The organism is Ruegeria sp. S263 (assembly GCF_056780525.1).
The window spans coordinates 2309637-2327335 of sequence record NZ_CM165558.1 but is presented as its reverse complement, the minus strand read 5'-3'; the positions used below and the strand labels follow the sequence as shown (position 1 = coordinate 2327335).

Below are 17699 nucleotides of genomic sequence, written 5' to 3'. Positions count from 1 at the left end.
TTACGCTGCCCAGATCTTGCAGAGAGTACACTTGGACTCCTGCATCTGGGTCACTAAATCGTAGCCATAGGTCTGGGCGGTGTTTGAACTTTCGCCCAAGACATAGGGGTCTGCACCTGCGGGGTACTTCGACCGCAGATCATCCCCCTGGAAATGGCCGCCAAAGTGGAACGGCATGAAGGCCACACCGGCACCGACCCTGTTGGTCAGCATCGCCATCACCTTGACCTTTCCGCCTTCGGGACCTTCGACCCAGACCTGTTGCCCATCACGGATACCAAGGTTGTTGGCATCCCGGGGGTTGATCTCGACGAACATGTCCTGCTGCAGTTCAGCCAGCCACGGGTTTGACCGTGTCTCATCACCGCCGCCTTCATATTCGACCAGACGACCAGACGTCAGGATCATCGGATAATCCTTTGAAAAGTCGTTCTTCTGAATCGAAGCGTAGAGGGTTGGCAGGCGATAGGCCTGACGGTCCTCGTAGGTCGGATAGTCCTCGACCAGATCGCGCCGGTTTGTATACAGCGGTTCGCGATGCAGTGGGATCGGATCCGGGAAGGTCCAGACGACCGCGCGGGCTTTGGCGTTCCCGAAGGGCGCACAGCCATGCTTGATCGCAACCCGCTGGATACCGCCAGACAGGTCGGTTTTCCAGTTGGTCTCTGGTCCCGCAACGGCGTCGATTGCCGCGCGTTCCTCGTCCGTGAGGTCGCCGTCCCAGCCAAGATCCATCAGCATCTGCATCGTGAACTCGGGATATCCATCCTGAATTTCCGATCCAACGCTATAGACCCCTTCGGCCAGCAGGTTGTCACCGTCGCGTTCCACACCGAAACGGGCGCGGAAAGTCAGGCCACCTTCGGCCACCGGCTTGGACATGTCATAGAGGTTCGGTGTCCCCGTATGACCCATTTCCGGTGTTCCCCAGCAGGGCCAGGGCAGGCCGTAATATTCGCCGTCGTTGGGTCCACCAATGGCTTGCAGCGTGGTTCTGTCGAACGTGTGCTGGTTAGCCATATGGCTTTTCAGACGTTCCGGCGACTGACCGGTGTAACCGATGGTCCAAAGACCCGAGTTGAACTCACGCGTGATGCTTTCAACATTCGGCGTTTCCGGGTCTTCCATCTCGATATTGCGGAAGAAACGGTCCGCCCAGCCGAACTTGTTGGCGAACTTGGCCATGATGACCTCGTCCGGCAAACTTTCGAACAGCGGATCAACCACTTTGTCGCGCCACTGCAGCGACCGGTTCGATGCAGTGGCCGAACCACGTGTTTCGAACTGCGTACAGGCAGGCAACAGGTAGACACCGTCGGTGCGGTCATGCAGCACGGCGGAAACAGTGGGATACGGGTCGATTACGACCAGCATATCCAGCTTTTCCATCGCCGTCTTCATTTCCGTCATGCGGGTCTGCGAGTTGGGCGCGTGGCCCCACAGAACCATGGCACGGACGTTGTTGTCCTGATCCATGTTGGCCGGATCTTCCAGAACACCGTCGATCCAGCGGGAAACCGGGATGCCACGCTCATTCATGAGCGGCTTGTCCTTGCCTTCCTTGTCCTTGATCGTGGCGAACTGACCTTTCAGCCAATCCAGATCTTCACCCCAGACACGGCTCCAATGGCCCCATGCCCCTGCGGACAGGCCGTAATAGCCGGGCAGGGTGTGGGACAGAACACCAAGGTCCGTCGCGCCCTGCACGTTGTCATGGCCACGGAAGATGTTGGTGCCACCACCCGAGGTGCCCATGTTGCCCAGCGCAAGCTGAAGAACACAGTAGGCGCGGGTGTTGTTGTTGCCGTTGGTGTGCTGTGTGCCGCCCATGCACCACACAACGGTGCCGGGACGGTTGTTCACCATGGTCCGTGCGACGCGGCGTAGCTGAGAGCCGGGCGTGCCGGTGACGCGCTCAACCTCATCCGGGTTCCACTTAGCAACTTCCTCGCGGATCTGGTTCATGCCCCAGACACGGGTGCGGATGAACTCTTTGTCCTCCCAACCGTTGTCGAAGATATGCCACAGGATACCCCAGACCAGAGCGACGTCGGTGCCGGGGCGGAAACGGACATATTCATCCGCATGGGCCGCGGTTCGCGTGAAACGCGGGTCGCAGACGATCAGAGGGGCGTTGTTCTGCTCTTTCGCACGCAGGATATGCAGCAGCGAGACGGGGTGCGCCTCGGCCGGGTTACCACCGATGATAAAGATGGCCCGGCTGTTGTGCATGTCGTTATACGAGTTGGTCATGGCGCCGTAGCCCCATGTGTTCGCAACGCCCGCAACAGTGGTCGAGTGGCAGATACGGGCCTGATGGTCCACGTTGTTCGTGCCCCAGTAGGCAGCGAACTTGCGGAACAGATAGGCCTGTTCGTTATTATGTTTCGCGGACCCCAGCCAGTACACGCTGTCCGGACCGGATTCCTGACGGATGTTCATCATGCCGTCGCCGATCTCGTCGATCGCCTGTTCCCAGCTGATGCGCTTCCACTCTCCGCCTTCCTTTTTCATCGGGTATTTAAGGCGGCGCTCGCCATGGGCGTGCTCGCGGACCGAGGCCCCCTTGGCGCAGTGTGCACCCAGGTTGAACGGGCTGTCCCAGCCGGGTTCCTGCCCGACCCATACACCGTTCTGCACTTCGGCAACGACGGTACAACCGACCGAGCAGTGAGTGCAGACGGATTTGATATTCTCAACGGCAGTGTTGGCCGCTGTCTGGGCACTGGCTGGCGTCACGGTTCCACCCGTGGCGCTGATCGCGGCAAGGCCGCCGATCGTCAGGCCCGAGCCACGCAGGAATGCGCGGCGATCGACGGTTTTCTCGCCGACCTGGGACAGGATACTTGTCCGCTGGGGGCGTCTCGCAACCCCGTTGGTCTTTTTCCTAAGCATTTCTTTCCTCCCTTGCTGGCCATGTAAGCCATGGCTGGCTTGGTACTGTTGGTGCCGACGTCAGGGCCAATCGCAACCGTCAGTCGGGTGTGACGTCGTCCGGCTTAGAACCGGGCGCTGTCGAGATAGGCGCGTGTGTGCGCTGTGTCCTGCATCCGGGTTTCGTCCGTCGGCAGCTCGGCTGCTTCGGCTTTCCCGGTCAGGCTGGCGGCGGCTACGGCAGCGGGCGCTGCGGTTCCGGCCAGTTTGAGGAAGTCGCGGCGCGTTGCGCCTTCTTCCTTGGTCTTGCTCATGGGCTCCTCCTGTCCCAATTGCGGTTTGATGCCCATCGGGCACCGGCGAGCGGCGGGTTACGCCGACATTCGGAAGGCTTCGCGCTCGATCTCCATAAAGACCCGACCGGCAGTACCGACCGAGGCATAAAGAACCGAGTTCTCGGCGCCTTCCAAATCTGAATAGAAATGCGTGGCCCAGGGGCCAATGTGCTTGTTCCAGAACGCTTTCTGGTCGTCCAACGTAGCAGGCGGTCCGAAACGCCCGACGATCATGCCCGCCATCATCTCCATCAACGAGGCGATGTTGTCTTCTGGTTCAAACACGTTCTGCGCGCGGGTTATCCCACGCGCGGCCATGTCATTGCGAAGCTGGGCCAAAGGTTTTTCGTTCAGGAAACCTGTCAGGTAGTAACTTGCATAAGGCAGCAACTCTCCGCGTCCCAAACCGATGAACAATGCGTTGAACTCGCGCTCGGCCGCTGCGGGCTTGGTGACCTTTGCCACCCGTGCCATTGCCTGAACGGCCTGACCCAGATCTGTATCATCCCCGCTGAGGCCCACCACCTGATCCAGCAGCAACTGATCCGGTGGACCTGACAAAAGCAGACCCAGAAAATTGTAGAAATCCGCGCGCAGGCGATCCTCGGCCGAGACATCCATCTGTTGCGCTTCATTTGCGGTCATTCGGTCATCCTTCGAATTCAAATTTCATACGGCGCGGGGCAGGGGCCAGTTCGACCTCGTCCGGCTCATCAAGTTCTATTTCGGCCGCCATCAAAACGGGTTCCGCATCGGGCGTGTCGGTTTCTTCCAACTCGATCTGAGGTTCTTCAGCCTCGCTCTCGTCAGCCTCGGTCTCGTCAGCCTCGGCCTCGTCAGCCTCGGCTTGGGCGGCCAATGCTTCGACATGAGCCAGCATTCCCTTACCGACCTGATAAGCGGTCTGCAGATTTTCGATGACACAGGCCGCGTCTGTGTAATCCTCGCCATAGTCAACAAGCCCGTCGACATTGGCCAGAACCGGGTTCAGCCGCCACAGCCGACGCAGTGCACGGCGACGCAGGCGGTCAGGCACAGCTTTGGCCATAAAGCCCGACACGTCATCTCCGGCCTGCAAATGATCGGGATCGGGCAGATTGAACTCGGCAAGAATTTCGGCGTCTGTCTTTTCTTCCAGTTCGGCCTTTTGCGCAGAAATTGCCTGTTCCTCGGCAGTCAGCAGTTCGGCATCGGCTTCGGCCTGAACAGCAGCCTTGCGGCGGGACCAGAAATCGCGCGCTTCGGTCACTGCAGAATCCTCCGCGGGGCACGGTAGACATCCGAGGTTTGCCGTATGCGTGCATCGCCCTTGCCATCTTCGACCAGATCAGTGCGTTTTTTGTCTCGCTTGCGTTTGACGAAGACCTCATCGCGGTGATGTTCCAACGCAAAATCCCGAACCCAGGCAATCAATCCTTCGGTCATCGGGATTTTTTCGACAATCTCTTCTCCGGTATCCGCATAGTCCTGCCCCTCGAACGGGGATGCGGTGACCAGAACTGCGTCCATCGGGCGCTTCCCATCCAGCGCATCACGCAAAACCAAATAGATCGACGGTTGCCCGTCCGACAGGTTCACCATGTAGGCTTCTGTTTCATCTGCCCAGAGGGTCAGTGGCAAGGTGGCGGCATGGTATTCAATGGCCTCACCTTCGCGTCGCATTTCAAGCCAATCAGCCGGTCCCGCACCGGGCAGAACGGCAACGGCGCGCCAGTTCCATTTGGCCCAGCGGGTTACACCGGGTGTTTTGCGCACGACGACGCCAATTGGCATTTCGATCTGGCTTGCGGCCTTCGCCACTTAATCCTCCCCGGAAGGCTCTCCCCTGCCTTCCCCTCGGTCCACTATGGTACACAAAATAGCTCTGTGCCAAGCCCGACATCTACGACCTTAGTCGTAGACCGTGATCGCAAGTTTGCGAGGAACCCGTGGGATGCCTTGGTTTTAAGGCTTGAATGGGATCATAAACCTGCACCCAACCGTTTTTGAGGTGGGGTTTACATTGCCAGTTTGGGAATACAGCCTACTGTGCTGAGAAAAGGCGCGACGTCCGGGGAGGGGATATGACCACCAAAATACTTCTTTGTGACTGCGCGGGGTCTCAATCCATTGACGCCGAAAAGCTGGCGTCGGCCTGTGATGTGGCGTGCTCAAAGGTTCACACCGCCCTATGTACCCGTGAGATCGAAGCGGCGGCTGCGTTAATGCAAGAAGGCGACACACTTATCGCCTGCGGGCAGGAGCAGGACGTATTTCGTGCGCTAGCGGAAGAATTGGAATTGGATGCGCCGGGGTTCGTCGACCTGCGGGATCGTGCAGGCTGGTCCGAGCAAGGGAAAGATGCAGCGCCCAAGATGGCCGCCCTTGCGGCCGAGGCTTTGTTGCCCCAGCCCATAACGCCAAGTATGGATGTTTTCAGCGAAGGGACCTGTTTTATTATCGGACCCGGAGCTGTCGCTTTTGACGTGGCCGAGCGGTTGGCAACCGCGCTAGCCGTCACAGTTTTGGTGACGGACGACGCCGAACCAATGTCGCGCGCCTACGACGTTGTTCGGGGGCGCATCAAATCGCTGAATGGGGCATTGGGCGGGTTCACCCTGTCGATGGACGCCTTGCAGCAACTTGAACCCGGTGGGCGAGGTGCCTTTGCCTGGAGCGAGCCGCGCGATAAGGCTAAATCGTCCTGCGACATCGTATTGGGCCTTACGGGCGGGACCCCGTTTGTGCAGGCCCCCGCCAAACGTGAGGGGTATCTGAGTGCGGACCCTAAGGATGCTGCCGCCGTCGAACGGATGATGTTCGACGCCGCGCAATTGGTCGGCACGTTTGAGAAACCTCTTTACGTTCGGGTTGAGGAAAGCCTTTGCGCACATTCCCGGGCCGAGCAGGTCGGGTGTACGAATTGCCTGGACATCTGCCCGACCGGAGCAATCACTCCGGCAGGTGAGCATGTGGCAATTGACCCGATGATTTGCGCGGGATGCGGAGCGTGCGCAGCACTCTGCCCATCGACCGCAATCACGTATGAAGACCCGCCTGTATCGGCCTTGCTGTCGCGGATGCATATCCTTGCGCGGACTTATCGCCGGGCCGGAGGGCAGGCCCCTCGGCTGCTGGTCCACGATTTACATGGGGCGGAAATGATCCGGCTTGCCGCTCGTTTCGGCAGGGGTCTGCCGTCAGATGTAATTCCGATCGAGTTGGCTGTGATTTCCGGTTTTGGTCATGCCGAAATGCTGGCTGCCCTGGCACACGGATTTGCACGGGTTGATGTCGTTCTTGCACCGACAACGGAACGGGACGCATTGGATCGTGAGCTTGAACTGGCGCAGGCGATTGCCGGAATTGGCGCGCTTGGTCTGATTGACGAGGCAGACCCGGATGCGCTGTGCGACGCGTTGTATGAACAAAACGCCCCGGTTCCGCTGGCTGATCCGGTTCTGCCGCTTGGCAACCGCCGGCAGATTGCGCGGTTGTCAGCTCAGGCCCTCAATCCACAAGCTGAGGCACCGTTGCCATTGCCCGAAGGCGCGCCCTATGGTGCCGTTGCGGTCAACACCGACGCCTGTACCTTGTGCCTGAGTTGCGTGTCGTTGTGCCCATCCGGAGCATTGATCGACAACCCGGACAAGCCGCAGTTGAACTTTCAGCAGGACGCCTGTCTGCAATGCGGGATGTGCAAAACGATCTGCCCCGAGAACGCGATTACGCTTGTTCCGCAACTGGACCTCAGCGATGCGGCCCTGTCTCAGCAGGTGTTGAATGAGGAAGAACCCTTCGCCTGTGTCGAATGCGGGGCGCTGTTCGGGGTCAAATCGACAGTCGAGCATATCATGGAAAAACTGTCGGGCACGCACCCGATGTTCGCAACCTCGGACAAGGCGCGGATGATCCAGATGTGCGACAACTGCCGCGTGAACGCGCAGTTTCAGCAGACGGACAACCCCTTCCAGTCCAATCCGAAGCCAAAGGTCGTCACCACTGACGACTATTTTTTAAAAAGAAAGGATCACTGAAGCTGAAGCGGCGCGCCAAGATCGGCGGCTTTTATGACGGATACGAAAGCCAAAATAGCCTCCAAGTCATCCAGCGTCATTTCGACAGGATGGATGGGGGACGGGCGTTCAGGATCGAACGGAGCAGTCAGCCCTTCAATTTGCGTGAAGGCCGGATGGGGGTTGAGGGCAAAAAACGCCTCAAACCGTTCAGACCAGTCAGGCATCGCGCGCAGCACCGCAAAAGATGGGGTAGAGCCCAGACCGTTCATTCGGTTCCTGGGGCCGATCACGTGGCACCGCCCGCAATGAGTCATCGACAGTTCTTCGCCCAATGCTGCATTGCCGTCGATTACGGTTTCCTGCTGAACGGCGGCGACCTCAAAGCTGGCAGAAAACGGCGGGCCGCTGTTGGGGCTGAACCCTTCCACGGTGCGTTTGCCGATATCCGAAAGCAGCCAGTCACGGAACCTTTCGTGTTTGGCGTCATCTTGGATACGCAAGTGGTAAATTACGCCGTTCCGGGCAAAGACAGGATCGCCCGGCGGTTCCGCCTCCAGAACAAGAACGCCTGTGTCATCCGTAATAACGCGTATCCCGGTCTTGAGAGAGAAGCGCGGAAGGATATGTTGCAACAGACCAGAGTCTGTAACCTCTGTGGGGGCAGCAAGTCCCAACGCCTCTTGCGACCAAGAGGGGGTAGCGGAGAGCGTCAGGCTCAGGCACAAAAGGACACGGCGCATGGCAGCAGCCTAAGGGCACCGCCCCGGATGCGTCAAATAAACAGAAAGAGACAAAGACACATGGTAGGTCAACTAAGTGGGTTTTCGGCATGAGCGTGCGTGACGCGGTTCTGGCGAACCTGAAGAAGATCACGGATCCTGTTTCCGGACAGGATATCGTCAGCGCGGGTGTTGTACGTGCACTGAATGTCGAAGGCGATAGCGTCAGATTTGTTCTGGAAATCGACCCGAAACAGGCCGAGCGGATGGAGCCGGTTCGCGCTGCTGCGGAACAGGCCGCGCAGATAGTGGACGGGGTTGCCAAGGTTTCGGCGCTTATGACCGCGCATTCGGACAAGGCACCGCCCGATCTTAAGCCCAAGCCCAAACCGTCGCAGACCGGACCGCAAGCTGTGCCGGGTGTTGACCGGATCATTGCCGTGGCGTCGGGCAAGGGGGGCGTCGGTAAATCCACTGTTTCCTCAAACTTAGCCTGCGCACTTGCAGCGGAAGGGCGACGTGTTGGCCTGTTGGATGCTGATGTGTATGGCCCGTCGCAACCCCGGATGCTGGGTGTTTCTGGTCGTCCTGCCAGCCCAGATGGAAAGACGATCCTGCCGCTGCGCAATCACGGCGTCACCATGATGTCGATGGGATTGATGACGAACGAAGGTCAGGCGGTTGTTTGGCGCGGGCCGATGCTGATGGGCGCACTGCAACAGATGATGAACCAGGTGCAGTGGGGTGCGCTTGACGTACTGATCGTCGACTTGCCGCCGGGTACCGGTGATGTCCAGCTAACGCTGAGCCAGAAGTTCAAGGTGGATGGGGCGATCGTTGTGTCGACTCCGCAGGATGTTGCCCTGATCGACGCCCGAAAGGGGATCGACATGTTCAACCAACTCAAGACACCGATCGTCGGGATGATTGAGAATATGTCCACTCATATCTGTTCGAACTGCGGGCATGAGGAACACGTGTTCGGTCACGGTGGCGTTGCCTCCGAAGCCGAGTCGCTGGGTGTTCCGTTGTTGGGGGAAATTCCCTTGCACCTGGACATTCGGGTCGCGGCGGATGGTGGAGCCCCCATCGTGGTCAGTAAACCCGACAGCCCTCAGGCCGAGGCATTCCGCAAGATTGCCCGCGACCTGATTGCCAAGGGCAACGTATGAGCGAACCGGTCTTTCCCCCATTGCTGACGGGTCACCCAGTTCAGGGCGGAGAGGACCCGTTCCAGCGTGCTCAGGCCATGGCCGCGCTGGGATGTGATGCGGGAACAGTGGTCTACAACATCCAGGCCGACCGCCTGCGGGTTGCCATTGTCTTTGCGCCCGAAGTTTCCTTGCAGGATGCAATGGCTATGCTGCCGCTTTGTTCGGTGGGATTCCAGAATGCGCTGGGTGCCTTGGCCCCGCCCGAGGTCGCGGTGCATCTGGATTGGGACGGACCGATCCGCGTGAACGGCGCCACGTGCGGTGTGTTTCACGTCGCGGCATCAACTAACGCGCCGGATGAGGAGCCGGATTGGTTGATTGTTGGTTGGGAACTGGCTTTGCTGCAAACCAGCGACGCGCCGGGCGAAAACCCAGATATAACAGCACTTTATGACGAAGGGTGTGCCGAAGTCACGGCGCCCCAGTTGGTCGAAAGCTGGTCGCGCCACACGCTGACATGGCTCAACCGCTGGCAAGAGGACGGTAACGCGTCGCTCCATGCTGAATGGATGGGTCTATTGCGTGGGGTTGGTGAGCCTTATGGCGATAAGGGCGTTTTTCTGGGAACGGATGAAAGATTCGGTATGCTGATCCGAGATGGGTCAGACACACACCTGGTGCCGCTGACGGAGTTATTGGAGAACGGATGATGAAACTGGCCCGAGCCATCCATTTCGATGAAAGCGACTTGAATGTGTTTCAATCTCCGGCCCGAACGGGTGAGTGGTGCATTTCCGGTGGGTTCGAGTTCTCGAACTGGGGCGAAGGCGATCTTGAAGGCAAGGCACGGCAGGCTTTTGCAAATGGGTGGTTGGGGCTGGAAACCTTTGGTCGTGTGACTTTTGTTGCCGTCACGCAAATTGAACAGGCCGAGATTGATCAGATCACCCGGAACCTTGCTGAACACTTCGTTCACCTTTACGGGGCACCATCCGTCGATGCGGCGTTGGACGTCGCGCGGTCTGAAATCGCGCACATGAACGAACTGTGCGAAGAACACGCGCCCAATACGTTGCTGACGGTTGCCCGTGAATTGTCAGATACAGGTGTTCATGAGGCGTACCGGATAATCACGCCACAAGAAACGCAGCTTGAAGCATTGGCCGTTCACGGCTCGCTTGACGACTGACGCCTAAAGCAGGTCGGCGAAACCGCCAAATTGACCGCGTTTGAAGATCAGGCCTTTACCAGTGCGATACATGACTTTTTCGACCAGACCCACAAGGATCAAGTGATCCCCCGCTTCGTGACAGGCGTGCAGGTGACAGTCGAACCGCGCCAGACAATTCTCCAGTTGCGGGCGGCCGATATGGTCAGAAACCCAATCCGCATGCGAGAAGTCCTCGCCATTCCGCGCGAATTTCACGGCCTGTTCCTGTTGTTCCTCGGCCATCACGTGAATGGAATAGTGCCGACAATCCTTGAACGCATCGTATCTGTTCGAGTCCTTGGCCAGACACCACAACACGAGAGGCGGGTCCAAAGACACGGATGAGAACGAATTCACCGTGATTGCCCGCGGCCCCTGTGCCGTATTGGTGGTTACAACGGTTACACCTGTGCCAAAGCACCCCAAGGCCTCGCGGAACGCGGTGCTTTGGTCTGTCGTTGGTGTAAAGGTGTTTTCCGTCATCTTCCGCTCAATCCGTGGCCGCGCATCAGGTGCCACGGCATGTGGGGATTGTCCACGAAAAGCTGAGTCTGCGGCGTATTTTTCCCGCTCAGTTCAGGTCTTCCAGCAGTCGACCGTGCTGACGCGTTGCTTCGATCACCGCCCCAAACGTGTTCATCCCGCGCGCCTGTAGCATCGGCAGCATTTTGACGAGGGCTTCAGCCGTCGCCACCGCATCACCTAGTGCCGTATGGCGCAGTTCAACCGGGATGGTGATGTCTAGCCTGTCGCACAAAGCATCCAGCGTGTGTTTGTCGCTGGCACCGAACAGCACGGCCGACAAAAGAACTGTATCAAGTATCGGGTGGTTCCAATCCACATCCATCCGTTTCGCGTGCCGTCGCAGGAACGCCATGTCAAACGGTGCATTATGGGCGACGATGACCGCATCACGCGCGAATTTGTGGAATACGCGCCCGGCTTCCGTGATGTCCGGCGAGTCTTGGACCATCCGGTCATTGATCTTGTGCACTTTGGTCGAAGCCGGCGGGATGGGTATGCCGGGGTTCACCAATATTTCAAGGTTTTCACCTGCAACGATGCGCCCATTCACAACCCGGACTGCTCCGATCTGAACGATCTCATCCTTATGCGGTAAAAGCCCCGTGGTTTCGGTATCGAATACAACAAAACACAAGTCCCGCAACGCCTTGGAGTCAAACTCGGTGTCAGTGTCAGAGTTCAAAAGGTCAAAATCATACACAAGTGGTCGGGCTGCCTCGGGCGAAATGTTGGCCGCGCTGTCTTCGAGGATCAACATATATCCCGGCGCATCCCCCAGGGGTTTCATCCGGGCAGAAAATGTTTGCGTTCCGTCGATACTCGTAAGGTCGCAGATGACTTCCCGCCCTGTTTTTGCCAAGGCAGCATAGGCGTCTTCCAACGGGCGCGGCTTCAAGTATTCAAACAGCGACGAATTCAAGCGGGGGTGGGCGATTTGCGCCAGAACTTGCGCGGCCTGTCCGTCGTACAGAACGATCTTATGCGTCGGACTTGCCAGAACCATGGCAACCGGAATTTCGGTCAGAAGAGCGGTCAGCCTTTGCTTTTCGGCAGCCAGATGAGCGGTTTCGGCAGCGACAGCTTCGGCGACACCCATGGTTTTTTCCGACAACTGACCTGCCAACCCGGCGGCGGCCGGGGCCAGATCCCCAAGATACCTTGCGGCCTGAACGTCCATGTCGGTGCTGACCCCCGCATGGGCCCGGGCACGCAGTTCAGCCGAGAGCCGCTCAATCGGTTTTGCGACGTTGTCGTCGAACAACAGCCAAACCGCGACGATCAGAGCGACAAATCCGAACGCCATGAGGATTTCCGCAAAGACAAACGCATTGATAAGTTCTGGGTCAGCGATGCGCTGATAACTGACCCACAGCGCGGTCGAACTAACCGCCAGGCCACCAACAGCCAGCAGGCAGAAAAACAGGAAAATGCGCAGGCGCAGGCTTAGCCGGATCAGCATGTTACACTCCGCAGGTGGCCTCGATGATCGGGTCGTTGGTTTCCCCCTTGATCCAGTCAGCGTTCAGCAACTGGCCGTCCGCGCTGAATTCCGCGCCGTCTGCCAGATTGGCCCGCAGATTCTGAGCGCAGTCGACCGCGACCGGCAGTTTCGAAACCGGTGACCAGCGGCCAAAGAAATAGATATCAACCAGCCGTTGATCCGGCACTTGTTCGTTGCTGCGGACCGAGGCGGTGTCGATTGCCGCAAAGCGTTCCACATAAGGCACCGCATACGTCCACGGGCGATAGAAGGCACGACTTTCAACTTGTTGGATGACCTCCATGCCTTCGGGCAGGGTGTCAGACGTGCGGTCGTACCACGAATATTCGCTGCTGATCGTCGCCACGATCATGCCCAGCCCAGCGGCGACAGGGGCTATCCATTTGGGCAGACGCCCTTTGACCAGCTTGTTCACCAGCATCACGACGCCCGCACAGGCGATGCCGACAAAGATTGTGGCGATCAATTCCAGGAACATTCATTCTCTCCCAATTCCGGCTGGTTCAGCCGAGCATTCCTTTTCCATGCCCTACCGCGGATTGCATCGTTTTTACCACAACGAAGGCGTCGCGCAGATGGCTTCGCTCAAAGTCCGACAAGTCAGAGGGGGGCAGGAAATTGTCCGGTGCCTTTTCGCCTTTCACAAGTCGAACCTGATGCGCTAACCGGGTTTCGGCAATCAGATCGTAAGCGTCCAACAAGTCACGCGCGCCGGAGTCGCTGAGGATGCCGGCGCTGGCTGCGGCCTTGAGCCGGGCGCGTGTATTGGCCTCGGGCAGTTCCCCCTGCAGGCTGTAGATGCGCGCCAAATCCACAACTGGAACAACGCCATTATGCTTTAGATCCAGCGTGTTGCGATGCTCACCTGATCTAATTGTCGCGAAGCCGCGCAGCAGTCCTAGCGGCGGGGTGTGTTTCAGTGAATTCGAGATCATGTGCGCGACAAAAATCGAGTTTGCTTTGGCCGCGGCAAGCGTGTCGGCTTGCAGGTCATCAAACAATTTAAATGCGCCACCGATCGGACGCAGGTCGAACATGACCGAGGCCAGCATCTGTGCCTCGGGGTTGGGTTTGGCGATCCAGCCTTTGAAATAGTCGCGCCATACGCGCACCGGCTGACACCAGCGCGGGTTCGTCGCCATCATGTCGCCGGGGCAATAGAAATACCCACAGGTGTCCAGCCCGTCCGAGACGAATTTGGCCAGAGCCGCGAAATAGGCCATATCGTCATCCGTGACGTCGTCATCCAGCATCAGGCAGTTGTCCTGATCCGATACACCCGTCTGTTCCTGTCGACCCTGCGATCCACAGGCCAACCACAGGTAAGGGACGGGCGGCGCGCCAAGTTCTGCTTCGGCCAGTGTCAGCAACCTGCGGGTTGCCGTATCCGCGATGTCCGTGATCAGGCGTGTCACGATCTCATGCCGGTTTCCGGCGGCGACCAATTGCACTAAAAGCTGCGGGATTTCCTCGGTCACCGCTGCCATTTGCTGCGCCGTCTGCGCCGAAGCGATCCGGCGGACAAGTTCGGCGGAATTCACCGCCTGATAGTGGGTCAGGTCGGTCTGCGTTACGATACCGACAAGCCGCCCACCTTCCGAGATCGGGATATGGCCAATCCCGCGCTCCATCATGATGTGCAGAACATCTGATCCAATGTCCGAGGGTAACAAGGTAATCGGATCAGCCGTCATGATGCCCGACACAGGTGTGTCGTTCGGCAGCCCATCGGCCACGAATTTACCCGAGATATCGCGCAGCGTTACGATTCCAAGCAGCGCCTCGCCTTCGGTCACGCAGAGCGATGAGATGTTTTTGTCGCGCATCATCTTCGCCGCCTCGCGCACTGTTGTGGTAGGCGGGCAGGTGGCCGGGTTATGCGCCATCAAAACGTCTATGGCGCTTGTCGCCAAACTCTGAGGGCCAGACCGGGTGTCGCGGGTTCGATTGAAGAATTTGGATACGACCGGATGCCCGTCGATCAGATCACGCACCAGATCGGGTGGCAAAACCAGCAGCACCGAGGACGTATGCGCCTTGGCCTTCGTCGCGGCCTTTCCACCCTTTAAAAGGCCTCGTTCGCCAAAGGAGTTTCGCAATCCCAGATGAGATACGACCGCGTCATTCCCATCCTTTATTTCCACCTGTCCTTCGTAGATCACAAAGACGCCGGGCAGGGTGTGGCCCAGCTCGTATACCGGGTAACCCTCTTCGACTTCCCAGACTTCGATCTGATGGGCTACCGCGTCCAGAACATCCGCTGGCAGGGCGTCATAAGGATGTACGGATTTCAGAAACCGAGTGATCTCGTCATGGGACAGGGGCATCGGATACTCCGCGGTTTCGGGGTTGAAAAATCCCGCCCGGTGGTGTGCCGGGCGGGAGTAGTCAGTCGAAAGATGCAGCCTTTGGCAAGAGGCCTTGGGGCCGCATCATGGCTCAGTGATCCTGAGCTGCGCCCGCGCCACGGGGAATGCGGATGCTTTCGACCATATCTTTGATCTCTTCCGGGGTCTCTTTGGTCGCGCCTGCTACAAAGTAGGCGACGGCAAAGTTGACCATGGCACCGATCGCACCGAACGAGGTCGACTTGATCGGACCCAGCAGCGGATCAGCATCTGTGAACGAGTTGGTGCCCGGAATGAACAGCCAGCCTTTGTGCAGGAAGATGTAGATCAGGGTCACAACCAGACCGGCCAGCATACCCGCGACCGCGCCGACATTGTTGATGCGGGTCGAGAAGATCCCCATCATCAGCGCCGGGAAGATCGAGGCCGCCGCCAGACCGAAGGCCAGCGCAACTGTCTGCGCCGCAAATCCCGGAGGATTCAGACCCAGATAGGTTGCAACCGCGATGGCAACAGCCATTGCGATCCGTGCCGACAGAAGCTCTCCTTTTTCCGAGATCTGCGGGTTGATCGCACCTTTGATCAGGTCGTGGGACACCGCCGACGAGATCGCCAGCAGCAGGCCCGCAGCGGTTGACAGAGCGGCCGCAAGACCACCGGCAGCAACCAGACCGATAACCCAGCTTGGCAGGTTTGCGATCTCGGGGTTGGCCAGAACCAGGATGTCACGGTTGAACTTGGTCAGCTCGTTTCCGACCCAGCCTTTTTCCTCGGCAAGTGCCTGCATGTCGGCATTTGCGTCGTTGTAGTACTGGATCTTGCCGTCGCCGTTCTTGTCTTCCCAGTCCAGCAGGCCGGTTTTCTGCCATGTCTGCATCCAGTCATAGCGTGCGTCATTGTCGATCTGTTCGACCGAAACGGCGCCACCTTCGATGCCACCATTGGGCCACATCATGTCGGTGATGTTCAGGCGGGCCATGGCACCAACTGCGGGCGCAGTCAGGTACAGCAGCGCGATGAACACCAGTGCCCAACCGGCGGACCAGCGTGCGTCAGACACCTTGGGAACGGTGAAAAAGCGCATGATGACGTGCGGCAGACCGGCGGTACCGATCATCAGCGACAGCGTAAACAGCACCATGTTCAGAGTGTCCGAATGGTGGGTGGTGTATTCGTTGAAACCCAGCTCGGTCACGATGGCGTCCAACTTGGCCAGCAGCGGTTCACCGCTGGCGGTATCGCCAAACAGACCCAGCGCCGGAACAGGTGTGCCTGTCAGTTGCAACGAGATGAAGATCGCCGGGATAGTATAGGCCGTAATCAGCACGCAGTACTGAGCGACCTGCGTGTAGGTCACACCTTTCATGCCGCCAAACACCGCATAGGCGAACACCACACAGGCACCGATCAGCAGACCGGCAGTGTTGCTGACCTCAAGGAAACGGCCAAAGGCAACACCAACGCCGGTCATCTGACCGATCACGTAGGTCACCGATGCGACGATCAGACAGATCACAGCAACGATACGGGCGGTCTGGCTGTAGAACCGGTCGCCGATGAATTCGGACACAGTGAACTTGCCGAACTTGCGCAGATAGGGCGCCAGAAGCAGGGCCAGCAGCACATAGCCGCCCGTCCACCCCATCAGGTAGGTCGAGTTGTCATAGCCGGTAAAGGCAATCAGGCCCGCCATCGAAATGAACGAGGCCGCAGACATCCAGTCCGCCGCTGTCGCCATACCGTTGGTAACCGGGTGAACGCCGCGACCAGCAGCGTAGAATTCCGATGTAGAACCCGCACGGGCCCAGATCGCGATGCCGATGTACAGCGCGAAGGATGCGCCGACAAATAGCAGGTTGATGGTAAACTGGTCCATGGGACTTATTCCTCCTCAACGCCGTATTCGGCGTCCAGTTTGTTCATGCGCCAGGCGTAGTTGAAGATCAGCACCAGAAAGACCAGGATTGATCCCTGCTGGGCAAACCAAAAGCCCAGATCGGTGCCGCCCACGGAAATACCCGACAGCAGCGGACGCAGCAGAATGCCGAATCCAAAAGACACCAGCGCCCAGATCACGAGGCTGATGTAGATGAGACGCAGATTGGCCTGCCAATAGCCCTTGTCGGCCTCGGCAGTCTGCGCGGAGTTTGTTGATTGATCCGCCATCGCGGGGTCCTCCTTCGCTTCCTCCTGTTGCGACCCTTTGCCCAATCCACCGGTGCTTGGGGCCGCTTTCCGATACGCCCAAGGCCGGTTGGCATCAGGCAAAACCTCTCCGGTCCGCCAAGGCGGGTCCGATGAAGTATCCGTTTAGGAATTCAGCCCTTATTCAGGGCGGGCTGCATTCCCTTAGTTCATCGCGCTGCTGACAACTTTCTCAAGCTGGCTTGCGATGTCGTCGATATTGCCCATGGCGTTCAGTCCTTCCAGAACGCCATGGTCTTGGTAATACGTGATCAGAGGCGCAGTTTGCGCGTGGTAGGCCGCAAGGCGCGAGGCGACGGTTTCGGCGTTATCATCTGCGCGACGTTTGAATTCGGAACTGCCACACTTGTCGCATTTCCCGTCGGTCGCCGGGATTTTGAACGTGTCGTGATACCCTTCACCACACATTGCACAGGTGTAACGGCCCGATATACGCGTGACCATTTCCGCATCTTCAACCTCAAGGCTGATTGCGGCGTTGATCCTCTGGCTGGTTTCGGACAGCAACGTATCCAGTGCCTGCGCCTGAACTGTCGTGCGCGGGAAGCCGTCAAGGATGACACCCTTGCCGCAGTCCGGCTCGGCCAGACGGTCGCGCAGGATGGCGATGACAATATCGTCACTAACCAACTCGCCAGCTTCCATGACGGCCTTGGCGGTTTTGCCTGCCTCTGTTCCCGCAGCGACCGCTGCGCGCAGCAGGTCGCCGGTGCTCAGTTGAACCAGTCCGAACTTGTCTTCCAGCATCCGGGCCTGCGTTCCCTTCCCGGCACCCGGAGGGCCGAGAAGGATCAGAACAGCGGGTGTGGTGATCGTGGCAGCGTCCATCA

At 58.6% G+C, this 17699-nt stretch carries 17 protein-coding genes; 4 read left to right on the top strand and 13 right to left on the bottom strand.

The genetic code is table 11. The annotated features are described in order from the left end of the window. The 5 genes from ACT2B1_RS11570 to ACT2B1_RS11550 all read right to left on the bottom strand — a co-directional run bounded on the left by ACT2B1_RS11570 (window position 1) and on the right by ACT2B1_RS11550 (window position 5009). Window positions 1–2895, bottom strand: coding sequence for a formate dehydrogenase subunit alpha (locus ACT2B1_RS11570; protein WP_481667774.1), 2895 nt, complete (start codon window positions 2893–2895; stop codon window positions 1–3). A 104-nt stretch (window positions 2896–2999) separates the two neighbouring features. Beyond that, entirely contained in the window at window positions 3000–3188 is a 189-nt protein-coding gene (locus ACT2B1_RS11565) for a ubiquinol-cytochrome c reductase iron-sulfur subunit N-terminal domain-containing protein (protein WP_039530250.1), read from the bottom strand. 57 nt (window positions 3189–3245) lie between these two features. Then, the gene (locus tag ACT2B1_RS11560; protein ID WP_171121153.1) at window positions 3246–3854 is read right to left on the bottom strand and encodes a TorD/DmsD family molecular chaperone; all 609 of its coding nucleotides are present in this window, start codon (window positions 3852–3854) and stop codon (window positions 3246–3248) included. A 4-nt stretch (window positions 3855–3858) separates the two neighbouring features. Continuing rightward, complete coding sequence (locus tag ACT2B1_RS11555) at window positions 3859–4458, bottom strand: DUF3306 domain-containing protein (protein ID WP_481667773.1); 600 nt, start codon at window positions 4456–4458, stop codon at window positions 3859–3861. Then, window positions 4455–5009 carry a DUF3305 domain-containing protein gene (locus ACT2B1_RS11550; RefSeq protein WP_171121155.1) on the bottom strand — a complete coding sequence of 185 codons (555 nt, stop codon included), beginning with the start codon at window positions 5007–5009 and terminating at the stop codon, window positions 4455–4457. The genes ACT2B1_RS11555 and ACT2B1_RS11550 overlap by 4 nt, the downstream gene beginning before the upstream one ends. Before the next feature lie 263 nt (window positions 5010–5272). On the opposite strand from ACT2B1_RS11550, the gene ACT2B1_RS11545 reads away from it, so the two are divergent. Next, entirely contained in the window at window positions 5273–7225 is a 1953-nt protein-coding gene (locus tag ACT2B1_RS11545; protein ID WP_481667772.1) for a 4Fe-4S binding protein, read from the top strand. On the opposite strand, the gene ACT2B1_RS11540 is transcribed toward ACT2B1_RS11545, so the two are convergent. Next, window positions 7219–7947 (bottom strand): c-type cytochrome, encoded by a 729-nt coding sequence (locus tag ACT2B1_RS11540; RefSeq protein WP_171121157.1) that lies wholly within the window; start codon window positions 7945–7947, stop codon window positions 7219–7221. The two genes, ACT2B1_RS11545 and ACT2B1_RS11540, sit on opposite strands and share 7 nt — an antisense overlap. An 89-nt stretch (window positions 7948–8036) precedes the next feature. Between ACT2B1_RS11540 and ACT2B1_RS11535 the strand changes: the two genes are divergently transcribed. From ACT2B1_RS11535 to ACT2B1_RS11525, 3 genes are read left to right on the top strand one after another with little or no spacing between them, the layout of a single operon-like run. Beyond that, window positions 8037–9098, top strand: coding sequence for an Mrp/NBP35 family ATP-binding protein (locus ACT2B1_RS11535; RefSeq protein ID WP_481667771.1), 1062 nt, complete (start codon window positions 8037–8039; stop codon window positions 9096–9098). Beyond that, window positions 9095–9790 (top strand): biotin/lipoate--protein ligase family protein, encoded by a 696-nt coding sequence (locus tag ACT2B1_RS11530; RefSeq protein ID WP_171134776.1) that lies wholly within the window; start codon window positions 9095–9097, stop codon window positions 9788–9790. The genes ACT2B1_RS11535 and ACT2B1_RS11530 overlap by 4 nt, the downstream gene beginning before the upstream one ends. After that, complete coding sequence (locus tag ACT2B1_RS11525) at window positions 9790–10269, top strand: DUF6505 family protein (RefSeq protein ID WP_481669020.1); 480 nt, start codon at window positions 9790–9792, stop codon at window positions 10267–10269. The genes ACT2B1_RS11530 and ACT2B1_RS11525 overlap by 1 nt, the downstream gene beginning before the upstream one ends. 3 nt (window positions 10270–10272) lie before the next feature. Here the strand turns inward: ACT2B1_RS11525 and ACT2B1_RS11520 are convergent, their stop codons facing one another. The 7 genes from ACT2B1_RS11520 to ACT2B1_RS11490 form a co-directional block, all read right to left on the bottom strand. Beyond that, a complete protein-coding gene (locus tag ACT2B1_RS11520; protein ID WP_171239411.1) occupies window positions 10273–10773 on the bottom strand; it encodes a flavin reductase family protein in 501 nt (166 codons plus the stop codon). A gap of 88 nt (window positions 10774–10861) precedes the next feature. Next, window positions 10862–12274 (bottom strand): 3'-5' exonuclease, encoded by a 1413-nt coding sequence (locus tag ACT2B1_RS11515; RefSeq protein WP_481667770.1) that lies wholly within the window; start codon window positions 12272–12274, stop codon window positions 10862–10864. 1 nt (window position 12275) lies between these two features. Further along, a complete protein-coding gene (locus ACT2B1_RS11510; RefSeq protein ID WP_171121162.1) occupies window positions 12276–12794 on the bottom strand; it encodes a hypothetical protein in 519 nt (172 codons plus the stop codon). A gap of 25 nt (window positions 12795–12819) precedes the next feature. After that, window positions 12820–14643 (bottom strand): DUF294 nucleotidyltransferase-like domain-containing protein, encoded by a 1824-nt coding sequence (locus ACT2B1_RS11505; protein WP_481667769.1) that lies wholly within the window; start codon window positions 14641–14643, stop codon window positions 12820–12822. 112 nt (window positions 14644–14755) lie between these two features. Further along, the gene (locus tag ACT2B1_RS11500; protein WP_171121164.1) at window positions 14756–16540 is read right to left on the bottom strand and encodes a sodium:solute symporter family protein; all 1785 of its coding nucleotides are present in this window, start codon (window positions 16538–16540) and stop codon (window positions 14756–14758) included. Between the two features lie 5 nt (window positions 16541–16545). Beyond that, on the bottom strand, window positions 16546–16830 hold the full coding sequence (locus ACT2B1_RS11495; protein ID WP_171121165.1) for a DUF4212 domain-containing protein: 285 nt from the start codon (window positions 16828–16830) through the stop codon (window positions 16546–16548). 183 nt (window positions 16831–17013) lie between these two features. Further along, the gene (locus tag ACT2B1_RS11490; protein WP_171239407.1) at window positions 17014–17697 is read right to left on the bottom strand and encodes an adenylate kinase; all 684 of its coding nucleotides are present in this window, start codon (window positions 17695–17697) and stop codon (window positions 17014–17016) included. Between the last annotated feature and the right edge of the window lie 2 nt (window positions 17698–17699).